Annotated in this window: 16 protein-coding genes; 8 read left to right on the top strand and 8 right to left on the bottom strand. The window is 45.5% G+C overall.

Annotated elements, in window-relative coordinates; all coding sequences use genetic code 11:
- The first annotated feature begins 9 nt into the window (after positions 1-9).
- The 3 genes from C1S74_RS23730 to C1S74_RS23720 all read left to right on the top strand — a co-directional run bounded on the left by C1S74_RS23730 (position 10) and on the right by C1S74_RS23720 (position 3,265).
- Complete coding sequence (locus tag C1S74_RS23730; RefSeq protein ID WP_045398308.1) at positions 10-363, top strand: hypothetical protein; 354 nt, start codon at positions 10-12, stop codon at positions 361-363.
- A 121-nt stretch (positions 364-484) separates the two neighbouring features.
- A complete protein-coding gene (locus C1S74_RS23725; protein ID WP_045398306.1) occupies positions 485-2,485 on the top strand; it encodes a HAMP domain-containing methyl-accepting chemotaxis protein in 2,001 nt (666 codons plus the stop codon).
- A 300-nt stretch (positions 2,486-2,785) separates the two neighbouring features.
- Positions 2,786-3,265, top strand: coding sequence for a Dps family protein (locus C1S74_RS23720; protein WP_045398304.1), 480 nt, complete (start codon positions 2,786-2,788; stop codon positions 3,263-3,265).
- Positions 3,266-3,374: 109 nt separating this feature from the next.
- Here the strand turns inward: C1S74_RS23720 and C1S74_RS23715 are convergent, their stop codons facing one another.
- Positions 3,375-3,989 (bottom strand): HAD family hydrolase, encoded by a 615-nt coding sequence (locus C1S74_RS23715; RefSeq protein WP_045398301.1) that lies wholly within the window; start codon positions 3,987-3,989, stop codon positions 3,375-3,377.
- A 124-nt stretch (positions 3,990-4,113) separates the two neighbouring features.
- Between C1S74_RS23715 and C1S74_RS23710 the strand changes: the two genes are divergently transcribed.
- Positions 4,114-5,109 (top strand): S66 family peptidase, encoded by a 996-nt coding sequence (locus tag C1S74_RS23710; RefSeq protein WP_045398298.1) that lies wholly within the window; start codon positions 4,114-4,116, stop codon positions 5,107-5,109.
- 28 nt (positions 5,110-5,137) lie between these two features.
- On the opposite strand, the gene C1S74_RS23705 is transcribed toward C1S74_RS23710, so the two are convergent.
- From C1S74_RS23705 to C1S74_RS26565, 4 genes are all read right to left on the bottom strand, one after another.
- Entirely contained in the window at positions 5,138-6,214 is a 1,077-nt protein-coding gene (locus C1S74_RS23705) for a PQQ-dependent sugar dehydrogenase (protein WP_045398295.1), read from the bottom strand.
- Between the two features lie 149 nt (positions 6,215-6,363).
- On the bottom strand, positions 6,364-7,512 hold the full coding sequence (gene yiaY / locus C1S74_RS23700; protein ID WP_005388247.1) for an L-threonine dehydrogenase: 1,149 nt from the start codon (positions 7,510-7,512) through the stop codon (positions 6,364-6,366).
- A 334-nt stretch (positions 7,513-7,846) separates the two neighbouring features.
- Complete coding sequence (gene elbB / locus C1S74_RS23695; protein ID WP_045398294.1) at positions 7,847-8,497, bottom strand: isoprenoid biosynthesis glyoxalase ElbB; 651 nt, start codon at positions 8,495-8,497, stop codon at positions 7,847-7,849.
- A gap of 12 nt (positions 8,498-8,509) precedes the next feature.
- Positions 8,510-8,659 (bottom strand): hypothetical protein, encoded by a 150-nt coding sequence (locus C1S74_RS26565; RefSeq protein WP_167391155.1) that lies wholly within the window; start codon positions 8,657-8,659, stop codon positions 8,510-8,512.
- A gap of 129 nt (positions 8,660-8,788) precedes the next feature.
- On the opposite strand from C1S74_RS26565, the gene yddG reads away from it, so the two are divergent.
- Positions 8,789-9,691, top strand: coding sequence for an aromatic amino acid DMT transporter YddG (gene yddG / locus C1S74_RS23690; RefSeq protein ID WP_045398292.1), 903 nt, complete (start codon positions 8,789-8,791; stop codon positions 9,689-9,691).
- A 1,246-nt stretch (positions 9,692-10,937) separates the two neighbouring features.
- Here the strand turns inward: yddG and C1S74_RS23685 are convergent.
- Positions 10,938-11,831, bottom strand: coding sequence for a cation diffusion facilitator family transporter (locus tag C1S74_RS23685; protein WP_045398289.1), 894 nt, complete (start codon positions 11,829-11,831; stop codon positions 10,938-10,940).
- 175 nt (positions 11,832-12,006) lie between these two features.
- Positions 12,007-12,885 (bottom strand): LysR family transcriptional regulator, encoded by an 879-nt coding sequence (locus C1S74_RS23680; protein ID WP_045398285.1) that lies wholly within the window; start codon positions 12,883-12,885, stop codon positions 12,007-12,009.
- Between the two features lie 172 nt (positions 12,886-13,057).
- Between C1S74_RS23680 and C1S74_RS23675 the strand changes: the two genes are divergently transcribed.
- Positions 13,058-13,633: a class I SAM-dependent DNA methyltransferase gene (locus tag C1S74_RS23675; RefSeq protein WP_045398283.1), complete on the top strand. Its 576-nt coding sequence runs from the start codon at positions 13,058-13,060 to the stop codon at positions 13,631-13,633.
- A gap of 81 nt (positions 13,634-13,714) precedes the next feature.
- On the opposite strand, the gene C1S74_RS23670 is transcribed toward C1S74_RS23675, so the two are convergent.
- Positions 13,715-15,685 carry an acetoacetate--CoA ligase gene (locus tag C1S74_RS23670; protein ID WP_045398280.1) on the bottom strand — a complete coding sequence of 657 codons (1,971 nt, stop codon included), beginning with the start codon at positions 15,683-15,685 and terminating at the stop codon, positions 13,715-13,717.
- A 221-nt stretch (positions 15,686-15,906) separates the two neighbouring features.
- Between C1S74_RS23670 and phhA the strand changes: the two genes are divergently transcribed.
- Both phhA and C1S74_RS23655 read left to right on the top strand, forming a co-directional pair.
- Positions 15,907-16,701 (top strand): phenylalanine 4-monooxygenase, encoded by a 795-nt coding sequence (phhA, locus tag C1S74_RS23660; protein ID WP_045398276.1) that lies wholly within the window; start codon positions 15,907-15,909, stop codon positions 16,699-16,701.
- Entirely contained in the window at positions 16,691-17,029 is a 339-nt protein-coding gene (locus tag C1S74_RS23655; protein ID WP_005433587.1) for a 4a-hydroxytetrahydrobiopterin dehydratase, read from the top strand. The genes phhA and C1S74_RS23655 overlap by 11 nt, the downstream gene beginning before the upstream one ends.
- Positions 17,030-17,110 lie beyond the last annotated feature (81 nt).

Here is a 17,110-nt window from a genome sequence, read left to right as displayed (position 1 = left end):
AGGAGCGACATGTACCGTTATGTCAGTTCGCCCAAGGCATCGAAGTACATAGTGACACCACCACAGCATCGTGAGTTGTCGAGTATCGATGTACCAGAGTCGGAACTTGAGATGCGTGAAATTCTGAACAATTGGTTTGCCGATGGATTGGCGCCCATCATTCAAAATGAAGACAATTATATCTCTGCTAATGAGCAACAGCGCTTTGAGCAGCTCAGCCGTACGGTGGGCGTGTTACTGCGTAATAAAGATTACTACTTTGCCACCAAGCGGATTCTTTCGTTGTGGGAGCAAGACTGCTTAGAAACGACTTACGTTAATTATCTGATTTTACGTAGTGAGCGCATACCATACTTCGAATAAGTCCCATTTCTTGTCTTGAAATAGTGGTTTACATGGTTTTCTTAGTAACTTTTGATACCCGTATTTAACATTTTTGTAAACATCGTTATATTTAAGGCTCATCGTTGTCAGGAGTTTATGGATGAACCTTACGATATCAGGGAAGTTGCAGCTCAGTTTTGTGCTGCTAGCCGTACTTTTTATGGCATCAGCGGTATTCACGTATCGCAACGTCACTACCGTAGAGCAACACGCCTCTTCGTTACTTAAATCCGATTTGCCTACTGTCGACACCAGTCGTGGTATTCAACAATCCGTTCAAGCGTCGCTTTCTTCTATCCGAGCCTACATGTTGTTAGGTGGTGATGAAGAGGCGAGCGTGCGTCTGAGTGAGGATGTGCGCAATATCATGACGTCTACTGACGAGTCGCTTCCAACTTTGCAGGCTTTGATCTCTGAACAGGATTTTCAAGCGATTCAAAGCCAGTGGGACGCAGTAAAAGTCTCTCTAAACAAGCTGATTGAGCTTAGCCACAGTGATGAGAACTTACCCGCGCACAATCTCTTTATTAACGAAGCGGCACCCATTGCAGAAGTGGCACTTGATCAGCTTCAAAGCTTAATCAACGAAGAGTCAGGAAACCCATTTGGTGGAGACAGAAAGCGCCTGTTTAAAGTCTACGCCGACAGCTATACTTCGCTCGCCAATGCACTTTCTGCTCTGCGAGATTTCCTGTTGTATGGGCAGCAAGATCATCTGGACAAATACCATGACTTGATTAAGTACCACAATCAGTCTGTGGCGGAAATCGACAGTAAACTGGATAGGCTTTCTGATAACGACAAATCACTTTGGTCACTGTTTAAAGAGATGCAACAACTGTACTTTCCTCTGGCAGAGCAGGTGATTGCGCTTCGTCAGTCACCAAAATGGAACGGATCAAACTTGCTGATGGCCAACGAGTTATTGCCCTCTGCAAATGCGTTGGAACAGAGTTTAGAGGCGATTGTTTCGGCTCAACAAGGTCGTGCAGACCAGAGCGGACAGGGCATTAACCAGTCGATCAAAAATGTGCTGACCACTATGTTGATTGCGGTAGCATTGGTTTTATTTGCTGCGGTAGCGATTTCAAAATACATGGGTAACACCATTGGTCGTCGTGTGAAGAGCTTGTCAGAGCGAGCAAAGACGATTGCCTCTGGGGATGTTTCTCAGCCACCATTGGTTGTTGTTGGTAAAGATGAATTGGCAGTTCTTACCGATTCCATAAACCGCATGAACCAATCGTTGGCAAGCATTGTGGAAGGGGTAAGTGGCAAAGCGCATCAGGTTGATACCAGTATGGGTGCATTGTTGGAGTCAGCGCAAGTCACATCATCGAACGTCGAACAGCAACAAATCAACATTGTTGAAATGGGACGTCAATTGGATGAGATTGCTTTAGCAGCAAGAAACACGTTAGATCAAGCCAATCAATCAGTGCAGAAGCTTTCCGACTCAAAAGGCGAGATTGAGCAAGGCCGTGATGCACTAGAGCAAAACAAAGTTACCATGGAAAACTTGCACGGCAGTATTGAAACCGCCAGCACACAAGTGACACAGTTGAGTAAAGAGAGCGAAGCCATAGGCCGCGTTACCGAAGTGATCGAAGGCTTGGCAGAGCAAACCAACTTGCTTGCATTGAATGCTGCGATAGAAGCTGCGCGTGCGGGTGATCAAGGGCGAGGCTTTGCCGTGGTTGCTGATGAGGTTCGTATGTTGGCGACACGTACCACTCAATCGACGACGGAAATCAACGGCATCATTAATGCGATTCAACGTTCGACCAACTCGGTGGTTGAGGAAATAGAACACAGTCAGACGCTTGCTGAGCAGGGTGCAGAGCATATTGAGAAAGCCGTCACTCGCTTGCTCGTCACGACTGAACAAATTGGTTCTTTGAATGGGCAAATGGCAGAACTTGCGGCGGCGGCAGAGCAGCAATCTCATGCGACCAATTCCATCACTGGATTGATGTCCAATATTACTCAATCAGTGGATGAAGTTTCGAATAACAGCCAACGTGCATCAGAGACGTCATTGCAAGTAAAAGAGCAAGTTACCGAGCTGAATCAACAGATGGCAACTTTTAAAACGGCGTAGATAAGGTTTACGTCTGTTCATCTACTTTTGAACGTTAACCAAATAGTAAAAAAGCCCCAATCCTTTTTACACAAAAAGGGTTGGGGCTTTTTGTTGGATGATACGCCGATATTCGTCTACTTGCTCATTGGATTTAGCTATTTAAATCATAGCTAAAACCAAATTTCTTTCACCGAGGCGGAGTCGTAATATGACTCCATCGGCAGCAAATACTGCAAAAGAATTTTTAAACTTTATACCAATCCCAGTAAGAGAATCGTTCGTTACTACGATTGGTATCATCCTTCTAGGAGCATGATTATGAATAAACAAGTAAGCCTAATTGGTCTAGATAGCGAACAGTCAGCACAACTAGCACAACAACTCAACCAGCTACTAGCACATTACCAAGTGTTGTACATGAACTCACGTGGTTACCACTGGAATATCAAAGGTCAGCAATTCTTCGAACTGCACGTAAAATTTGAAGAAATCTACACTGACCTACAAACAAAAATCGATGAGCTTGCTGAGCGTATTCTAACTTTGGGTCACACGCCAGCGCACGCATTCAGCAACTACTTGGAAGCAAGTGAAATTAAAGAACATCAAAACGCGACTTCTGGTGAGGAGTGTGTGCAAGGTCTGGTTCAAGGCTTTAGCGTTTTACTTCTAAAACAGCGTGAGATCCTACAAAACGCGAGTGAAGCAGACGACGAAGGTACAGCGGCATTGATGGGTGACTACATCCGTGAGCAAGAAAAACTAATGTGGATGCTGAACGCTTACCTACAAGGCTAAGCTGGGCATCACCCAAGTACTCACTTGGGAACGCATGAACAAATCGGGAATAAGTCATAAGGGGCGCATCAGTGCCCCTTTTTTTGTGTGCGTGTTTTATGTGAGTGCTTTATTTGCGTGGTAAGGATTGGAAATGGCTCAATAAATCGCTGAGTTCATTAAGCGCCAACGAGGCTGAGTCATTGAAGGTTTCCTTATTACCATGATGCACAAGGCAAGAGGGCATCTGCGCGTTATACGCCGCCTGTAAGTCGTAAAGGTAATCGCCGACATAAAGCACTTCATCCGGCATCAAACGCCACTCTTTCGCCAACACCTGCAAAGACAATGGGTCTGGCTTGGGCGGGAAGCATTCACGAGTGATGACTCGCTCCACTGAAATTTGGTTGTGTTCTAGTTTGCGCTGCGTGGCGATTTGGCAGTTGCGCGTCACGATAGCGGTTTTGATTTCGTTTTGATGCAAGTGGGCGAGCAATTCATGGCAGCCAATCATGGGGGTCGACTGCTCAGCATCAGAAATCTCGTAATCAAATATCACGTTATGAGCGTGCTCTCTATGGTGAGGATGCTCAAGTGCGTCGACAAAATCCAATAGATCTTCACTCTGCGGACAACCAAGCTGTTGTCGCAATTCGCCGAAGTTCATATCAGAACTCACCAAGGTGTTGTCTAAATCAAACACCACGGCTTTAATTTTATCGAGCTGTAAAGGGAATGGAATCATAATGACCTCGTACAACTTAACCGAACTATCGTTTTAAAAAACAAAAGGTTATTGTTAAGTTTAGATTCTTCTGCTTAGATTGTACGAAAATAAATAAACCATGTATCACAAAACAAGGACGCGCATGATCATTCCTAAACCATTGCAAAAAGGCGGTACCATCGGCTTTTTCTCGCCATCCTCTCCAGCCACGGTGTTCGCACCTGCGCGTTTTGAGCGTGCCAAAGCTTATGTAGAATCCCATGGTTACCAGCTAAAAGCAGGCAGCTTAACGGGCAAAACTGACCAATATCGCTCGGGTTCGATTCAAGAGCGAGTAGAAGAATTGAATGCACTGATTCGTGATCCCGAAGTGCGTTGTATTATGTCGACCATCGGTGGCAACAACAGTAACTCATTGTTGCCTTACATTGATTACGAGGCATTGAAGAAAGATCCCAAGATCATTGTTGGCTATTCGGATGTGACGGCGTTACTCATGGGCATTTACGCACAAACCGGCATCGTCACTTTCTATGGTCCCGCTTTGGTGGCGTCGCTAGGTGAATTCCCGCCATTGGTGGACGAGACCTTCGCTTCGTTCGAATCGATAGTGAATATGTTAGATGGCTTGGCGCATCAATACGCAATGCCTCAAGGCTGGACGGATGAATGGATAGAGTGGGGCGAACAAGATCGTGCAAAGCAAACCTTGCAAAACCAGTGGCACTTCAAAGGTGAGGGCAAGCTCACAGGGCGTTTGATTGGTGGCAACCTCAATACCATGACGGGTATTTGGGCAAGTGAGTTTATGCCGAGTATCGAACAAGGCGATATTTTGCTGGTGGAAGATTGCTTGCAGGGCATTGAAACGGTCGAACGTTCTTTTGCGCTGCTCAAGCTTTCCGGTGTGTTTGATAAAGTCAGTGCGGTTGTTCTTGGCAAGCATGAAAAGTTCAACGATAAAGGCACAGGGCGAGCACCTATAGACGTGTTGTTAGAAGCGCTTAACGGTCAACCACTGCCGATTTTGTATGACTTTGATAGCTGCCATACGCACCCAATGCTCACCGTTCCATTGGGCTCGACCATGACGCTCGATTTTGACAATGAAACAGTCGTAGTAAGTTTAAAGAGCTAGCTTTGTCAGACTAGCTCTTCAGAGAAAACTATTTCTCCTCAAGACGAAAGATTTTGCCGCTGTCGGTGGAAAAGTAGATATAACCATCGGGGCTGATGGTTATATCTCTTACTCGCTCACCAAGATCCTCCATCAATCTTTTTGATTCGGTGAGCTTGCCATTCTCAATCGAAACCACGTTGATGTGCGCCAGTTTCAATGCACCGGCGAGGATTTTTCCGTCCAACTCTGGGTATTTATCGCCACGGTACAAAATCATATTGCTGGGTGCGATAGAAGGGATGTAAACCAGCTTCGGGTCTTCCATTCCCGGTAACGACTTAGCTTCACCGACGTCCAACGGCCCCCAATATTCTTTACCATGAGAGACTTTTGCCCAGCCGTAGTTCGCGCCTTTCTTGATTAGGTTTATTTCATCGCCGCCGCGTGGTCCATGTTCAATCGACCACAGCTGTTTTGTTGCTTCGTCGTAAAACATGCCTTGTGGGTTGCGGTGCCCGTAACTCCATATTTCAGGGCGAGCTTGGGAAGGTTTGAAAGGGTTGTCTTGCGGAACCGAACCATCAAGGTTGAGGCGAAGAATACTGCCAGCATGGGTTCGAGTGTCTTGCCCATTATCACGTTCACCGCGGTCACCAATCGAGAAGTAAACTTTGTCGTCAACAAATGAAAGTCGACTGCCGTAGTGACGCCCTGTGTCGGTGATGGCATCAGCAACAAAGAGATCTTTCCAACCCACAAGTTGATTGTTTTGCAATTGCGCAGTCGCTAACGCCACCGTATTGCCTTTACTCGTGCGCTTGCTGTAGGTAAAGAAGAGTTGCGGGTTTTGCTTATCGGCATTCGGTGCTAGCGCAACATCCAATAAGCCAGCTTGTCCACTGGTGTTCACATCGGGGACATTAAACAGCTTTTGAGGTTTGCCTGATGTGATATCCAGTAATGAAACCGTACCGTTCTTTTCATTGACGATAACGCGTTGGTTATCTAAGAATTCGATCCCCCAAGGGATCTGAAATCCATTCGCCACTTCGTTGGCGCGGTATTCATCAGCGTTGGCAGAAAAGGATAAACAAGCGAGTAGGGCAGCAGCAATCGTTCTCATGGTTCCTTCCAATATGAATCGTGTTAATGCTTAAAAGCTAACACTAAAAGAGAACGTTTTGCAGAGCATGGATTGTATAAGAATGTAAAAAATCCCCGATACGAGATCGGGGATTGAATTAAGGCTAGAGAATTGTTTATGTAGCGAGATTACATCGCTTCTTCGAAGATCTTAGAGATTTCTTCGTGAGTTGCTTGTTTAGGGTTAGTGAAACCACAAGCGTCTTTCAGTGCGTTGTCTGCTAGTGTTGGGATGTCTTCTAGTTTCGCACCAAGCTCTTTGATACCTGCAGGGATACCCACATCTTTCGCTAGAGTTACGATTGCGTCGATTGCTGCTGCTGCACCTTCTTCAGCAGACATGCCTTCTACGTTTACGCCCATTGCTTTTGCTACATCACGTAGACGCTCAGGACATACTTGCGCATTGTAACGCTGTACATGAGGTAGAAGAATCGCGTTACAAACACCGTGTGGAAGGTCGTAGAAACCACCTAGTTGGTGTGCCATTGCGTGTACGTAACCTAGAGAAGCGTTGTTGAACGCCATACCCGCCATGAACTGTGCGTATGCCATTTGTTCACGAGCTTCTAGATCTTCACCGTTTTTCACTGCTGTGCGGAGGTACGCTTGGATAAGTTCAATCGCTTTGATTGCTACCGCATCAGTGATTGGTGTTGCCGCGATAGATACGTAAGCTTCAATCGCGTGAGTTAGGGCATCCATACCTGTTGCCGCAGTTAGCGAAGCAGGTTTAGCTAGCATTAGCTCTGGATCGTTTACAGAGATAAGCGGTGTTGTGTGCTTATCAACGATAGCCATCTTAATGTGACGCTCTTCGTCAGTGATGATGCAGAAACGCGTCATTTCAGATGCGGTACCCGCAGTCGTGTTGATTGCGATAAGTGGCATCATTGGTTTTGCAGATTGGTCTACGCCTTCGTAATCTGCGATTTTGCCGCCGTTAGAAGCAACAAGCGCGATACCTTTCGCACAGTCGTGTGGTGAACCGCCGCCTAGAGAGATAACGAAGTCACATTCGTTATCAGTAAGAAGTGCTAAGCCGTCGTTAACGTTGCTGATAGTCGGGTTTGGTTGAGTGCCATCGAACACAACAGTTGCTACGTCGCGTTCTGTTAGTAGATCTTGAACCTGCTTTACTACACCGATTTGGTTAAGAATCTTATCCGTAACAATCAAACCTTTTTTGAAGCCTTGAGATTGGATGCTGTCTGCTGCGTCTTTCAAACAACCAGCGCCCATTAGGTTTACGGTAGGGATAAAAAATGCACTTGTCATATTGGATTGCTCCGTCGTTATTTTTAATAATCTTTCTTAATCTGTCATTTACTCTTGCATACCCCGTTCTTGATTTAGATTGATCTAGGACAAGTTTAACCCCTTAGGGGTATCTTGAGGGCTGAAAGTGTGATGACAGTCTTGTTGCACAGTGAGGTGGTGCAACACCTACTTAACGTAGCTGAAATATCTCATTTATCACGCAAACGATTGGCCAAAATAACAAGATTCGTACGGTTTATATCTCAATTCGACTAAAGTATAAAAAACCCCCATTAATATGTAGTCTATCAATGGGGGTTCGTATGGTGTGCTTTAAGCAAACGTTTTCGATTTAGGCAATTTCGACTAACTTATCTACTAGTTTTTCAATACCTGAAGCGGCTTGAGATATATTCTCCGCTAACATATAAGCTGGTGTTGAAAGTACGTTGTGTTTTTCATCGAAATAGATTTCATCCACCTGACAATTGACGTGCTCACCCCCCATATGACCAAATGCTGCTGCAGTGGCTTCATCGTTACCAATTGTGCCTTTTACACCTTGATCGTAAATCATAGGGATAATGGTTGGTGCGATGCATAAATAACCTGCAGGTTTGCCCGCTTGAGCGAATGCACGACACGCTTGGGCTACGTGATTATTAATCGAACACTCTGCGCCCGAGACGGCGAAGTCGGTTAAGTTTTTCGCGGCACCAAATCCACCTGGAAGCAGTAGGGCATCGAACTCATCAACGTTAAGTTTGGCGACATCGTCAATGTTTCCGCGTGCGATACGAGCTGATTCGATCAGGACGTTGCGTGTTTCATCCATTTCTTCACCGGTAAGGTGATTAATGACGTGAAGTTGGCTGATGTTGGGTGCAAAGCAGTGCCAAGTAGCGCCAGCTTTTTCTATGGCATAGAGCGCCAGTACGGCTTCGTGGATCTCAGAGCCGTCGTAAACGCCTGAACCACTTAAAATGACTGCGACTTTTTTCATGATTGGATTCCTTTACTCTGAACGTTCCTTAGATTGTTTTTCACTATCTAGACCATGCGTTTCCGAATGTGTTTCAACGTTTTCACGCTCATCATCATCTTCTTCATAGTAGCGCACAACAAACGGTGTCAGCATGACACTCGAAGGCAGAAAATGTTTCATATCGACTCCAACCGCTTAATAGAGTGGTTTTTATACCGATTTTGGAAAAAGAGTACGTTGAAGCGGATCATTTTTGAGTTAAGCTGCAGTTTCCTTTGGCATTCATGAGCAGTAGGTCACATAGATAACATGCAATCCTATCAGTTTCGTTTCACCCTTTATGGTTGTATCGCCATTCTCTCTTGGAGCTGTTTGCTAGGCATTGCGAGATTAGTAACTGAAAGTTTGGGCCCCGTTGGTGGCTCGGCCATGTTGTACTCTTTGAGTGCTATCTTCTTACTGATAGTGGTTGGTATTCCCAAGCTGTCGTATTTCTCGCCCAAGTATTTGGTTCTCGGTGGGGCGATGTTCGTCTGTTACGAGATCTTTCTCGCGCTGGCATTAGGGTACTCAAACTCACGTTCTCAAGCGATTGAAGTTTCTATCGTCAATTATCTATGGCCTGCGCTAACCGTGTTGTTTGCTGTATTGGGCAGTAACAAAAAGCCGAACTGGTTATTGTACCCGGCAGTTATGTTGGCATTCATTGGGGTAGCGTGGACAGTCAGTGGGGATAGCGGTTTATCTCCTAAGCAGTTAGTCGCGAATATCAGTAGCAACCCGATTGTTTACTTCATGGCATTTGCAGGCGCAGTCATCTGGGCGGTGTATTGCAACTTGACTCAAAGACAACAATCTAAGCATAACGCGATCACTTTGTTCTTTATCGCGACAGCCATCTCTTTGTGGATCAAATACGCCTTCACTGATGAGCCGCCAATGGCATTCAGTTGGGAAGCTATGGGGTACTTAGTGGCGTCTGCAGCTTTAATGGCGGGTGGCTACGGATTGTGGAACATCGCGATTGTTGGCGGCAATATGGTGTTTCTCGCAACCTTGTCTTACTTTACGCCGATTTTCTCTGCTCTGTTTTCTTCTATTATTCTAGGCGTCACTCTAAGCCACAGCTTCTGGCAAGGTGTCGTTATGGTCACGGTTGGTTCGTTGATGTGTTGGTTAGTCACCAAAGAGAAGCGCGAAGCAGCTGGGTGAGTTATCAACACAAGAGCAGGGAGCTTAAGTTAGCAAAGAATAACTCTCCCCCTTTATCGCCGTATTCAAATGCATGGCAACGTTAGTCAATAAAAGGGGGAGCTGGAGAGGGGTTGCAAGTTCACAAGTCAAAGCCACAGCCACAGCCACAGTTCAGTGTACCAACCCCTCCTAACCTCCCCTTGTGCTAGGCATCTGAGCTATCAACACTCTGAGTTAAAGGGGAGGGACTGGTTTCGCACCCGAGAATAATCCATTGCTCACTATGAGCATTCGCAGGATCAGTCGAAAAGCGGCTAGTTGAAATTAGCAAAGAATAGCTCTCCTCTATGAACGCTGCGTCCAAACGCGAAGCAATTTCAGTCAATAAAAGGGAGAGCTGGTGGGGAGTGCAAGGTCACAAGCCATAGTTCAATGTACCAACCCCTCCTAACCTTCCCTGTATTGTGCATCTAAGCTCTAAACACTCCGAGTCAAAGGGGAGGGACTGGTTTCGCACCCGAGAATAATCCATTGCTCACTATGAGCATTCGCAGGGTCAGTAGAGGAGTGGCGATCTTAAGTTAGCAAAGAATAACTCTCCCCCTTTATCGCCGTATTCAAATGCGAAGCAACTCAAGTCGATAAAAGGGGGAGTTGGAGGGGGTTGCAAGTTCACAAGCCACAGTTCAATGTACCAACCCCTCCTAACCTCCCCTTGTATTTGGCATCTAAGCTCTCAACACTCCGAGTCAAAGGGGAGGGACTGGTCCTGCATGCGAGGTTAGTCCATTGGCCACTATGAGCATTCGCAGGATCAGTCGAAAAGCGGCTAGCTGAAGTTAGCAAAGAATAGCTCTCCCCCTTGAATGCCACGTCCAAACGCGAAGCAATTTCAGTCAATAAAAGGGGGAGCTGGTGGTGGGCAAGTTCACAAGCCACAGTTCAATGTACCAACCCCTCCTAACCTTCCTTTGTATTAGGCATCTAAGTTCTCAACACCCCGAGTCAAAGGGGAGGGACTGGTCGTGCATCCGAAAATAAATCCATTGCTCATTGTTAGCATTCGCGATGCTACCAGAAGAGCGGTGAGCTCAAGTTAGCAAAGAATAGCTCTCCCCCTTAATCGCCGTATTCAAATGCGAAGCAACTCAAGTCAATAAAAGGGGGGAGTTGGAGGGGGTTGCGAGTGCATCAATCGAAGAAATAAAAAAACTCCCGATATTGGGAGCTTTTCTTTTGAGTTCTAATGATTTTTGGCGGTGCCTTAATAAGCGACGTTCAATTGTAGTTGAAGCTTGAATCTGTGCTTCGATAATCGCTTAGTAAGCTGCTTGCGAGTGTGTTCTAGCGTATCAAGCTCCAGTGTGTCGTCATCCACATGCATGTCCACATTTACTCGCAGCTCTTGACCAACTTTAGTTACGCCAGCCAGTTTCAATTGGTGCTCAGTAACCTTTTCAATCTCAAGAACGTCTTTACCAACGCTCTGACAAAGTTCTTTGCTTGGTGTCATCATTAGCAGTTCACGTAGCGCACCAACTAGCATATCAAATGGTACTTTAAGGAAGTAGAAGCCCATCAATACCATCATCATAGGGTCTGCATAGACTGCGTAGTGTGCGTATGGTGTTAGCGATACTAACCATGCAGCGATAAAACCAACGGTTACTGCAACGCTTAGCAGCGTATCCATTTGCCATTGTTTTTTCTCGGCCTCGATAAGACCTGATGAGAAACGACGACTTTTCTTCGCCATAAACCACCAAGCGTAACCACAACCAACCACATTAACTACACCGAAGATAGTTGCAATAGAAGCATCAACCTCCCGGCCACCTGACATCAGCGCGGTTACCGCTGAAAACAATGAGAAAGCAACCACAATTAGAATAACCGCTGCTTTGATAGCGATAACGATAGGTTCAAGTACAGCTTTGCCGAAAGGAAAAATAGATTTTGATGGCTTGCTGATGTAGTAAGAAGCTGCCAGTGACAATAAAGTTAACAGCAGACTGACTAGAGAATAAACACCGTCAAATACAATGACGATCGACCCAACAAGCAAGCCAAGTACCATCCCACCGACTGCAAACCCAGAAGCTAAAAGGGCAGAGAAGGTTAAGATTCGGTTTTCGTTTTTGCTTGTCCTGTCACACATAAAATATGCCTTTTATTTTTACACCCTTACATTGTTCTCTTCTGGGCGGATTTAAGCAAATTAAAACTGCGTGACATTTAATCGATATGAGATGGTTTTTCGGTGGTTTCCTTATTATTCAGTGGTTTATGTTAATTTTTGTCTGTCAATATATTTGACGCTCAGTGAAATATGTTTAGAAGTCGAATAAATACTCGCTTAACTTATCGGCCAACCAACTCATTGCAGGGTGCTCCGTTTGCCCGTTTGGTACGAACATACAGTAGTCTTCTTGCGTCAAACCATAGGTGTGTTTGATTACCGCAAGCTTTTGATGTCGAAGGTAGTGTCGAATCAAAGGTTCTGGCAGTACACCCCATGCATCTTCTTCCAAAATGGTGTTTAGCATGTAGTCAAAACTGGAGAAACCAATGTATCGAGTAGAAAAGGGGTGGAGTTCCGGGTTGTCTTTTTCATTCAAGTACACCATCAAAGCTTGCATCTGGTTACGCAGGTCTTCATCGGTTACGCGGCGCATTTTACTCAGTTGGTGATCAAAGCCACAGACCGACATCATTCGAATTTTGCCTAATGGATTGTAGACAATATGCGGGTCGTCGACACGTTCGTAGTCTACACCAAAAGCAAAATCGACTTGTTGTGTACTAACTAGATTTGAAAGGTCGCCACTGGAAGCCAATATCAAGTTGAAGGTGGTTGAGGGGAAGCGATTATTGAGTGTGTGAGACAGTTCTTGCCATAATTCATCAGGAAGGGAGTCATCACGTGCGACCCAAACTTCTGCGTTGAACCCATCAGAAACTTGAGCGCAGGTTTTCTTGATACGTTGAGCTGTAACAAGCAGGTTTTCGCAATCTTTATAAATCGCCTTTCCTGCTTCAGAGAGCATGAGTTGATTGCCCGTGCGAAGGAATAACTCAACATCTAAGTCTTTTTCAAGCGCCTTAATCGACATACTGAGTTTGGTTCGATTGCAGTCTAATTGGCGTGCCGCCTCTGAGACGGAACCACACTCGGCAATGGTACAAAAAGCTTCAACTTGAGCTAAGTTCATGATTAGACGAGACCTAAAGTGAAATGGTAATAACGCGCAGTACGTCGGAATTGACTTTCTAATGGTAAGAAAGATTATCGAAAAAAACACGGATTCGCCAGATAAGTCTATGGTGTTTTAACGTTTTTGCGGTAATCTATGGGGGTTACAAGAAGTGAACATGGAGGCCACGATGGCACAAGATTGGGACGGCTTAGCAAAGAATTGGGAATCAAACCCAGCAACAGAACAATTTGCTCAGTCGGTGTTTGCACAGTTACAACAGCTTACTCAGCTTGATGGCATTAAAGTATTGGATTTTGGATGTGGGACTGGGCAGTTAAGCCAGCTGTTGTCAACATCCGCTAAAGACATTGTGGCATTGGATGCGTCCGAAGCTATGATTGAAGAGCTCGATAAGAAAGAACTTGTAAACGTTGAACCGGTAGTGGATGTGTTAACCCGTGGTTTGGTTGCCCAACACCCTGCGTTTCGTAATCAGTTTGATCTTGTAGTGGCATCTTCTGTGCTTGCATTCATTGATGATTTTGAAACCGCATTAAAGATTTCGCATTCATTACTCAATAAAGGTGGCTATTTTGTTCACTTCGATTGGGTTGCAGATTCAGCGAAAGAGGGTTTCACTCTAGCGAAATCAGAGAATGCACTTATCAAAGCAGGCTTTACTGAGGTAGAAACGAAGAAGGTCTTCGAAATCACATCAGATGGTCACACAATGTCAGTATTAATGGGCGTAGGTCGCCGTTAATCTCCGATAAAGAACATAAGAAAAGCGAGCAATCTAGCTCGCTTTTTTTGTTGTCTTTTTCCTATAAAATCAAGAGAGTTACTACGCCAGTGTTAGCTTTCTAATTTCGTCTAAAACTTCTGGATTCGCAATCGCGCCTAAGTTCTCGACTTCCTTACCATTTATGACTTGTTTGACCGCAAGTTCAACCAACTTTCCTGAGCGCGTTTTAGGAATGTCGCTGATGGAAAATACTTGGCTTGGCACATGCCTTGGCGAGCAAGAGATTTTGAGACGCGACTTAATTTCTGCCACTAATCCGTCATCTAAAGTGATGCCTGAAGTGGTCTGCACAAACAGCCAGATTTGCTCATTGCGCTCGATCTCTTTACCTACAGCGATAGAATCAACGATCCCTTCAATAGCATTCACTTGCTGATAAATTTCTGCAGTGCCGATACGTACACCACCTGGGTTCAGTAGAGCATCGCTTCGACCATAAAACACAAACCCTCCGGTATTACTGCGCTCTACATCATCCCCGTGGTGCCAGATATTATCGAACTTGTCCCAATAGGCGTTGTGGTAGCGTTCACCTGTATCATTCCAAAAGCCGACAGGGAAGTTAGGCATGGAATTGGCGCAGACGAGCTCTCCGCGCTGTTCATTGACGCTTTGACCTTGCGAGTCGAACACTTGAACATCAATACCCAAGCCAGCGTACTGGCATTCACCACGAAAAACAGGCGAGATAGGGTTGCCTAATACAAAACAACCACAGATGTCAGTTCCGCCTGAAATAGAAGCCAAGTGCAAATCTTGCTTGATGTGTTGATACACGTAATCAAACTGCTCTGAAAAAAGCACTGAACCCGTAGAGCAAAGGGTTCTTAAAGCAGGGAATGAGTAATCTTTGATGGGTGACAATCCGGCTTTTTCTATCGCCTCTAGGTACTTAGCGGCAGTACCAAATAGACTTACCTCGGCGCGCTGCGCTAAACCCCACAACACATTAGGCGTTGGATAAACTGGGCAGCCATCAAAGATAACCAAACACGCGCCGCTTGCAAGGGCAGACACGTGCCAGTTCCACATCATCCAGCCACAAGTTGTGTAGTAAAAAACACGATCTTTAGGCTGAACATCTGAATGGAGTTGGTGCTCTTTGAGGTGATTGATAATCGTGCCGCCAACCGAATGGACAATGCACTTAGGTTTACCTGTCGTGCCTGAAGAATAAAGAACAAACAGAGGACTGTTGAATTCCACGCGAGTGTAATGCAACGTCGCTGGTGAATATTGATTGATGATGTTTTGCCAATCGTGAGTACAAACATCACACTCAAACACATGCGGTTTGAGATAACCGATCTGACACACTTGTTTTAGCCCATCAAGGTGATCCGCGATGTGAAGGTTTTTATCCGACATATCGAAGGTTTTGCCATTGAAGGTATAACCATCGCAGGTAAAGAGAACTTTTGGTTTCACTTGTCCGAAGCGCTCAATGACGCTTTCTACGCCAAAATCAGGGGAGGTAGACGTCCAAGTTGCGCCTAAGCTGGTGGTGGCTAGCATTGCAATAACGGTTTGTGGCATATGTGGTAAATAACCTGCAACCACATCACCTTGCTTGATGCCACATTCGACTAACCACTGCTGAACGCTCGAGACCTCATCACACAGCTGTTTCCATGTGTAAGTCTGTTTGTCACCGCGTTCGTTTTCAAACCAAATCGCCAGCTCATCGGCTTGTTGCTCTGCCAAACTGAGCAGGTTCTCTGCGTAGTTAACTTGAGCTTGAGGGAACCACACTGTATCTCGGTTTTGCATTGGTGACTGCCAACGGCTTTCGCCTTGCGCTTTAACGGTATCGCCTTGCGTGCCAATCAAGTCGCAGAACTGCCAAACTTCTCTCCAGAAATGCTCGGTATTTTCCAAAGACCATTGGTGCAAATCAGAGTAGTTTTTGAGCTCGAAACCTTGTCGATTAATGTGCTCGATAAACTGCGTAATATTGGCTTGCTCGATTCGATCTTCCGTCGGCTGCCAGACTTTGTTGCTCTCGCGCATAGCTCCCTCTATAACAAAGTTTTAACGTTTTCAGTCTGAAGTGAACCCTGAATAAAGTCAAACTCATTGGGGAAACTGGCTTCTTATGTATATCAATGTGTTAAGTGTTGATGTAAAGAAAATGTTACACGTGCATGTTGAGTGGAAAATGGCCAGGGGATTGGAAGGTGAAAAGAGTGTAGATAGGCTTAATGTAAAGGATTTGTTAACGGAGATGTGCGATGACTCAGTATCATTCAAAACTCGTCAATCAGGATGGAAGGGTAGAATGGAGCCATGAAGAGGATGCCATTTGGCGCGACTTGGTAACAAGACAAATGAGCGTGATCCAAGACCGTGCATGTAGCGCTTATCTGCATGGACTCAAGCTGCTCGATTTATCTCAGGACCGCGTGCCGCAACTGCCCGAGATCAATCGAGTTTTGATGGAAACAACGGGCTGGCAAGTGGAGCCAGTACCAGCGTTGATCGATTTTGATCTCTTCTTCAATTTGCTTGGCAATAAACGCTTCCCAGCCGCGACTTTTTTGAGAACACGAGAAGAGTTTGATTACTTGCAGGAGCCGGATTTCTTCCATGAGATTTTTGGTCATTGCGCCATGTTGACCAACCCTGATTTCGCCGCCTTTACCGAGCATTATGGACAGCTTGGACAAGCCGCGACACCGAAGCAGCGAGGATACCTTGCGCGTCTATATTGGTTTACAGTCGAGTTCGGCTTGGTTCAAGAGGGTAATAAAACCAAAATCTACGGCGGCGGCATCCTTTCATCTCCGGGAGAAACCATCTATTCATTGGAAAGCGACATTGCGATTAGAGACGAGTTTGACCTGCAGACTGTGCTAAGAACCCCTTATCGAATCGACATCATGCAGCCGAAATACTACGTGATTGAAGATTTGTCCCAGCTTTTCCAAATCAGCCAACTGAATTTATTGAAACAAGCCGATCTAGCGATTGAAGCCGGATTGCTTCCACCACTTTTTGAACCAAAGGAACCTGCTCATGTTGAATGAACAAAAATGCGAAGCTTGTAGTATCGATGCTATTGCACTTAGTAAAGAGGAACAACAGTCTCTGCTGCTGCAATTGTCTGATTGGCAGATCATTGAGAGAGATGAGATTCCTCAGCTTGAGAAGGTCTACAAGTTTAAGAACTTCAAACAAGCATGGGCGTTTAGCAACAAGATTGCTGAGCTTGCAGAAGATGAATTCCATCACCCATCTATCTTACTGGAGTGGGGTAAAGTGACCATCACGTGGTGGAGTCATTCCATTAAAGGTCTGCATAAGAACGACTTTATCTGCGCTTCGAAGTGCGATGCTTTGGCTATTGAAGAATAGAGCTGGGTGATTATGTTCACTCGTCATAAACAAAAAGCGCCCGGAATTAAGTTCGGGCGCTTTACTTTTAATTTTGTCGTC

Source organism: Vibrio hyugaensis (genome assembly GCF_002906655.1).
GTDB lineage: Bacteria > Pseudomonadota > Gammaproteobacteria > Enterobacterales > Vibrionaceae > Vibrio > Vibrio hyugaensis.
Note: the sequence above shows the minus strand (reverse complement) of the source record. Positions and strands in the feature narration are given on the sequence as shown.

Coding starts and splice junctions, on each gene's coding strand:
- C1S74_RS23730 (WP_045398308.1), top strand. CDS start 10: ATGTACCGTTATGTCAGTTCGCCCAAGGCATCGAAGTACATAGTGACA.
- C1S74_RS23725 (WP_045398306.1), top strand. CDS start 485: ATGAACCTTACGATATCAGGGAAGTTGCAGCTCAGTTTTGTGCTGCTA.
- C1S74_RS23720 (WP_045398304.1), top strand. CDS start 2,786: ATGAATAAACAAGTAAGCCTAATTGGTCTAGATAGCGAACAGTCAGCA.
- C1S74_RS23715 (WP_045398301.1), bottom strand. CDS start 3,989: ATGATTCCATTCCCTTTACAGCTCGATAAAATTAAAGCCGTGGTGTTT.
- C1S74_RS23710 (WP_045398298.1), top strand. CDS start 4,114: ATGATCATTCCTAAACCATTGCAAAAAGGCGGTACCATCGGCTTTTTC.
- C1S74_RS23705 (WP_045398295.1), bottom strand. CDS start 6,214: ATGAGAACGATTGCTGCTGCCCTACTCGCTTGTTTATCCTTTTCTGCC.
- yiaY (WP_005388247.1), bottom strand. CDS start 7,512: ATGACAAGTGCATTTTTTATCCCTACCGTAAACCTAATGGGCGCTGGT.
- elbB (WP_045398294.1), bottom strand. CDS start 8,497: ATGAAAAAAGTCGCAGTCATTTTAAGTGGTTCAGGCGTTTACGACGGC.
- C1S74_RS26565 (WP_167391155.1), bottom strand. CDS start 8,659: ATGAAACATTTTCTGCCTTCGAGTGTCATGCTGACACCGTTTGTTGTG.
- yddG (WP_045398292.1), top strand. CDS start 8,789: ATGCAATCCTATCAGTTTCGTTTCACCCTTTATGGTTGTATCGCCATT.
- C1S74_RS23685 (WP_045398289.1), bottom strand. CDS start 11,831: ATGTGTGACAGGACAAGCAAAAACGAAAACCGAATCTTAACCTTCTCT.
- C1S74_RS23680 (WP_045398285.1), bottom strand. CDS start 12,885: ATGAACTTAGCTCAAGTTGAAGCTTTTTGTACCATTGCCGAGTGTGGT.
- C1S74_RS23675 (WP_045398283.1), top strand. CDS start 13,058: ATGGCACAAGATTGGGACGGCTTAGCAAAGAATTGGGAATCAAACCCA.
- C1S74_RS23670 (WP_045398280.1), bottom strand. CDS start 15,685: ATGCGCGAGAGCAACAAAGTCTGGCAGCCGACGGAAGATCGAATCGAG.
- phhA (WP_045398276.1), top strand. CDS start 15,907: ATGACTCAGTATCATTCAAAACTCGTCAATCAGGATGGAAGGGTAGAA.
- C1S74_RS23655 (WP_005433587.1), top strand. CDS start 16,691: ATGTTGAATGAACAAAAATGCGAAGCTTGTAGTATCGATGCTATTGCA.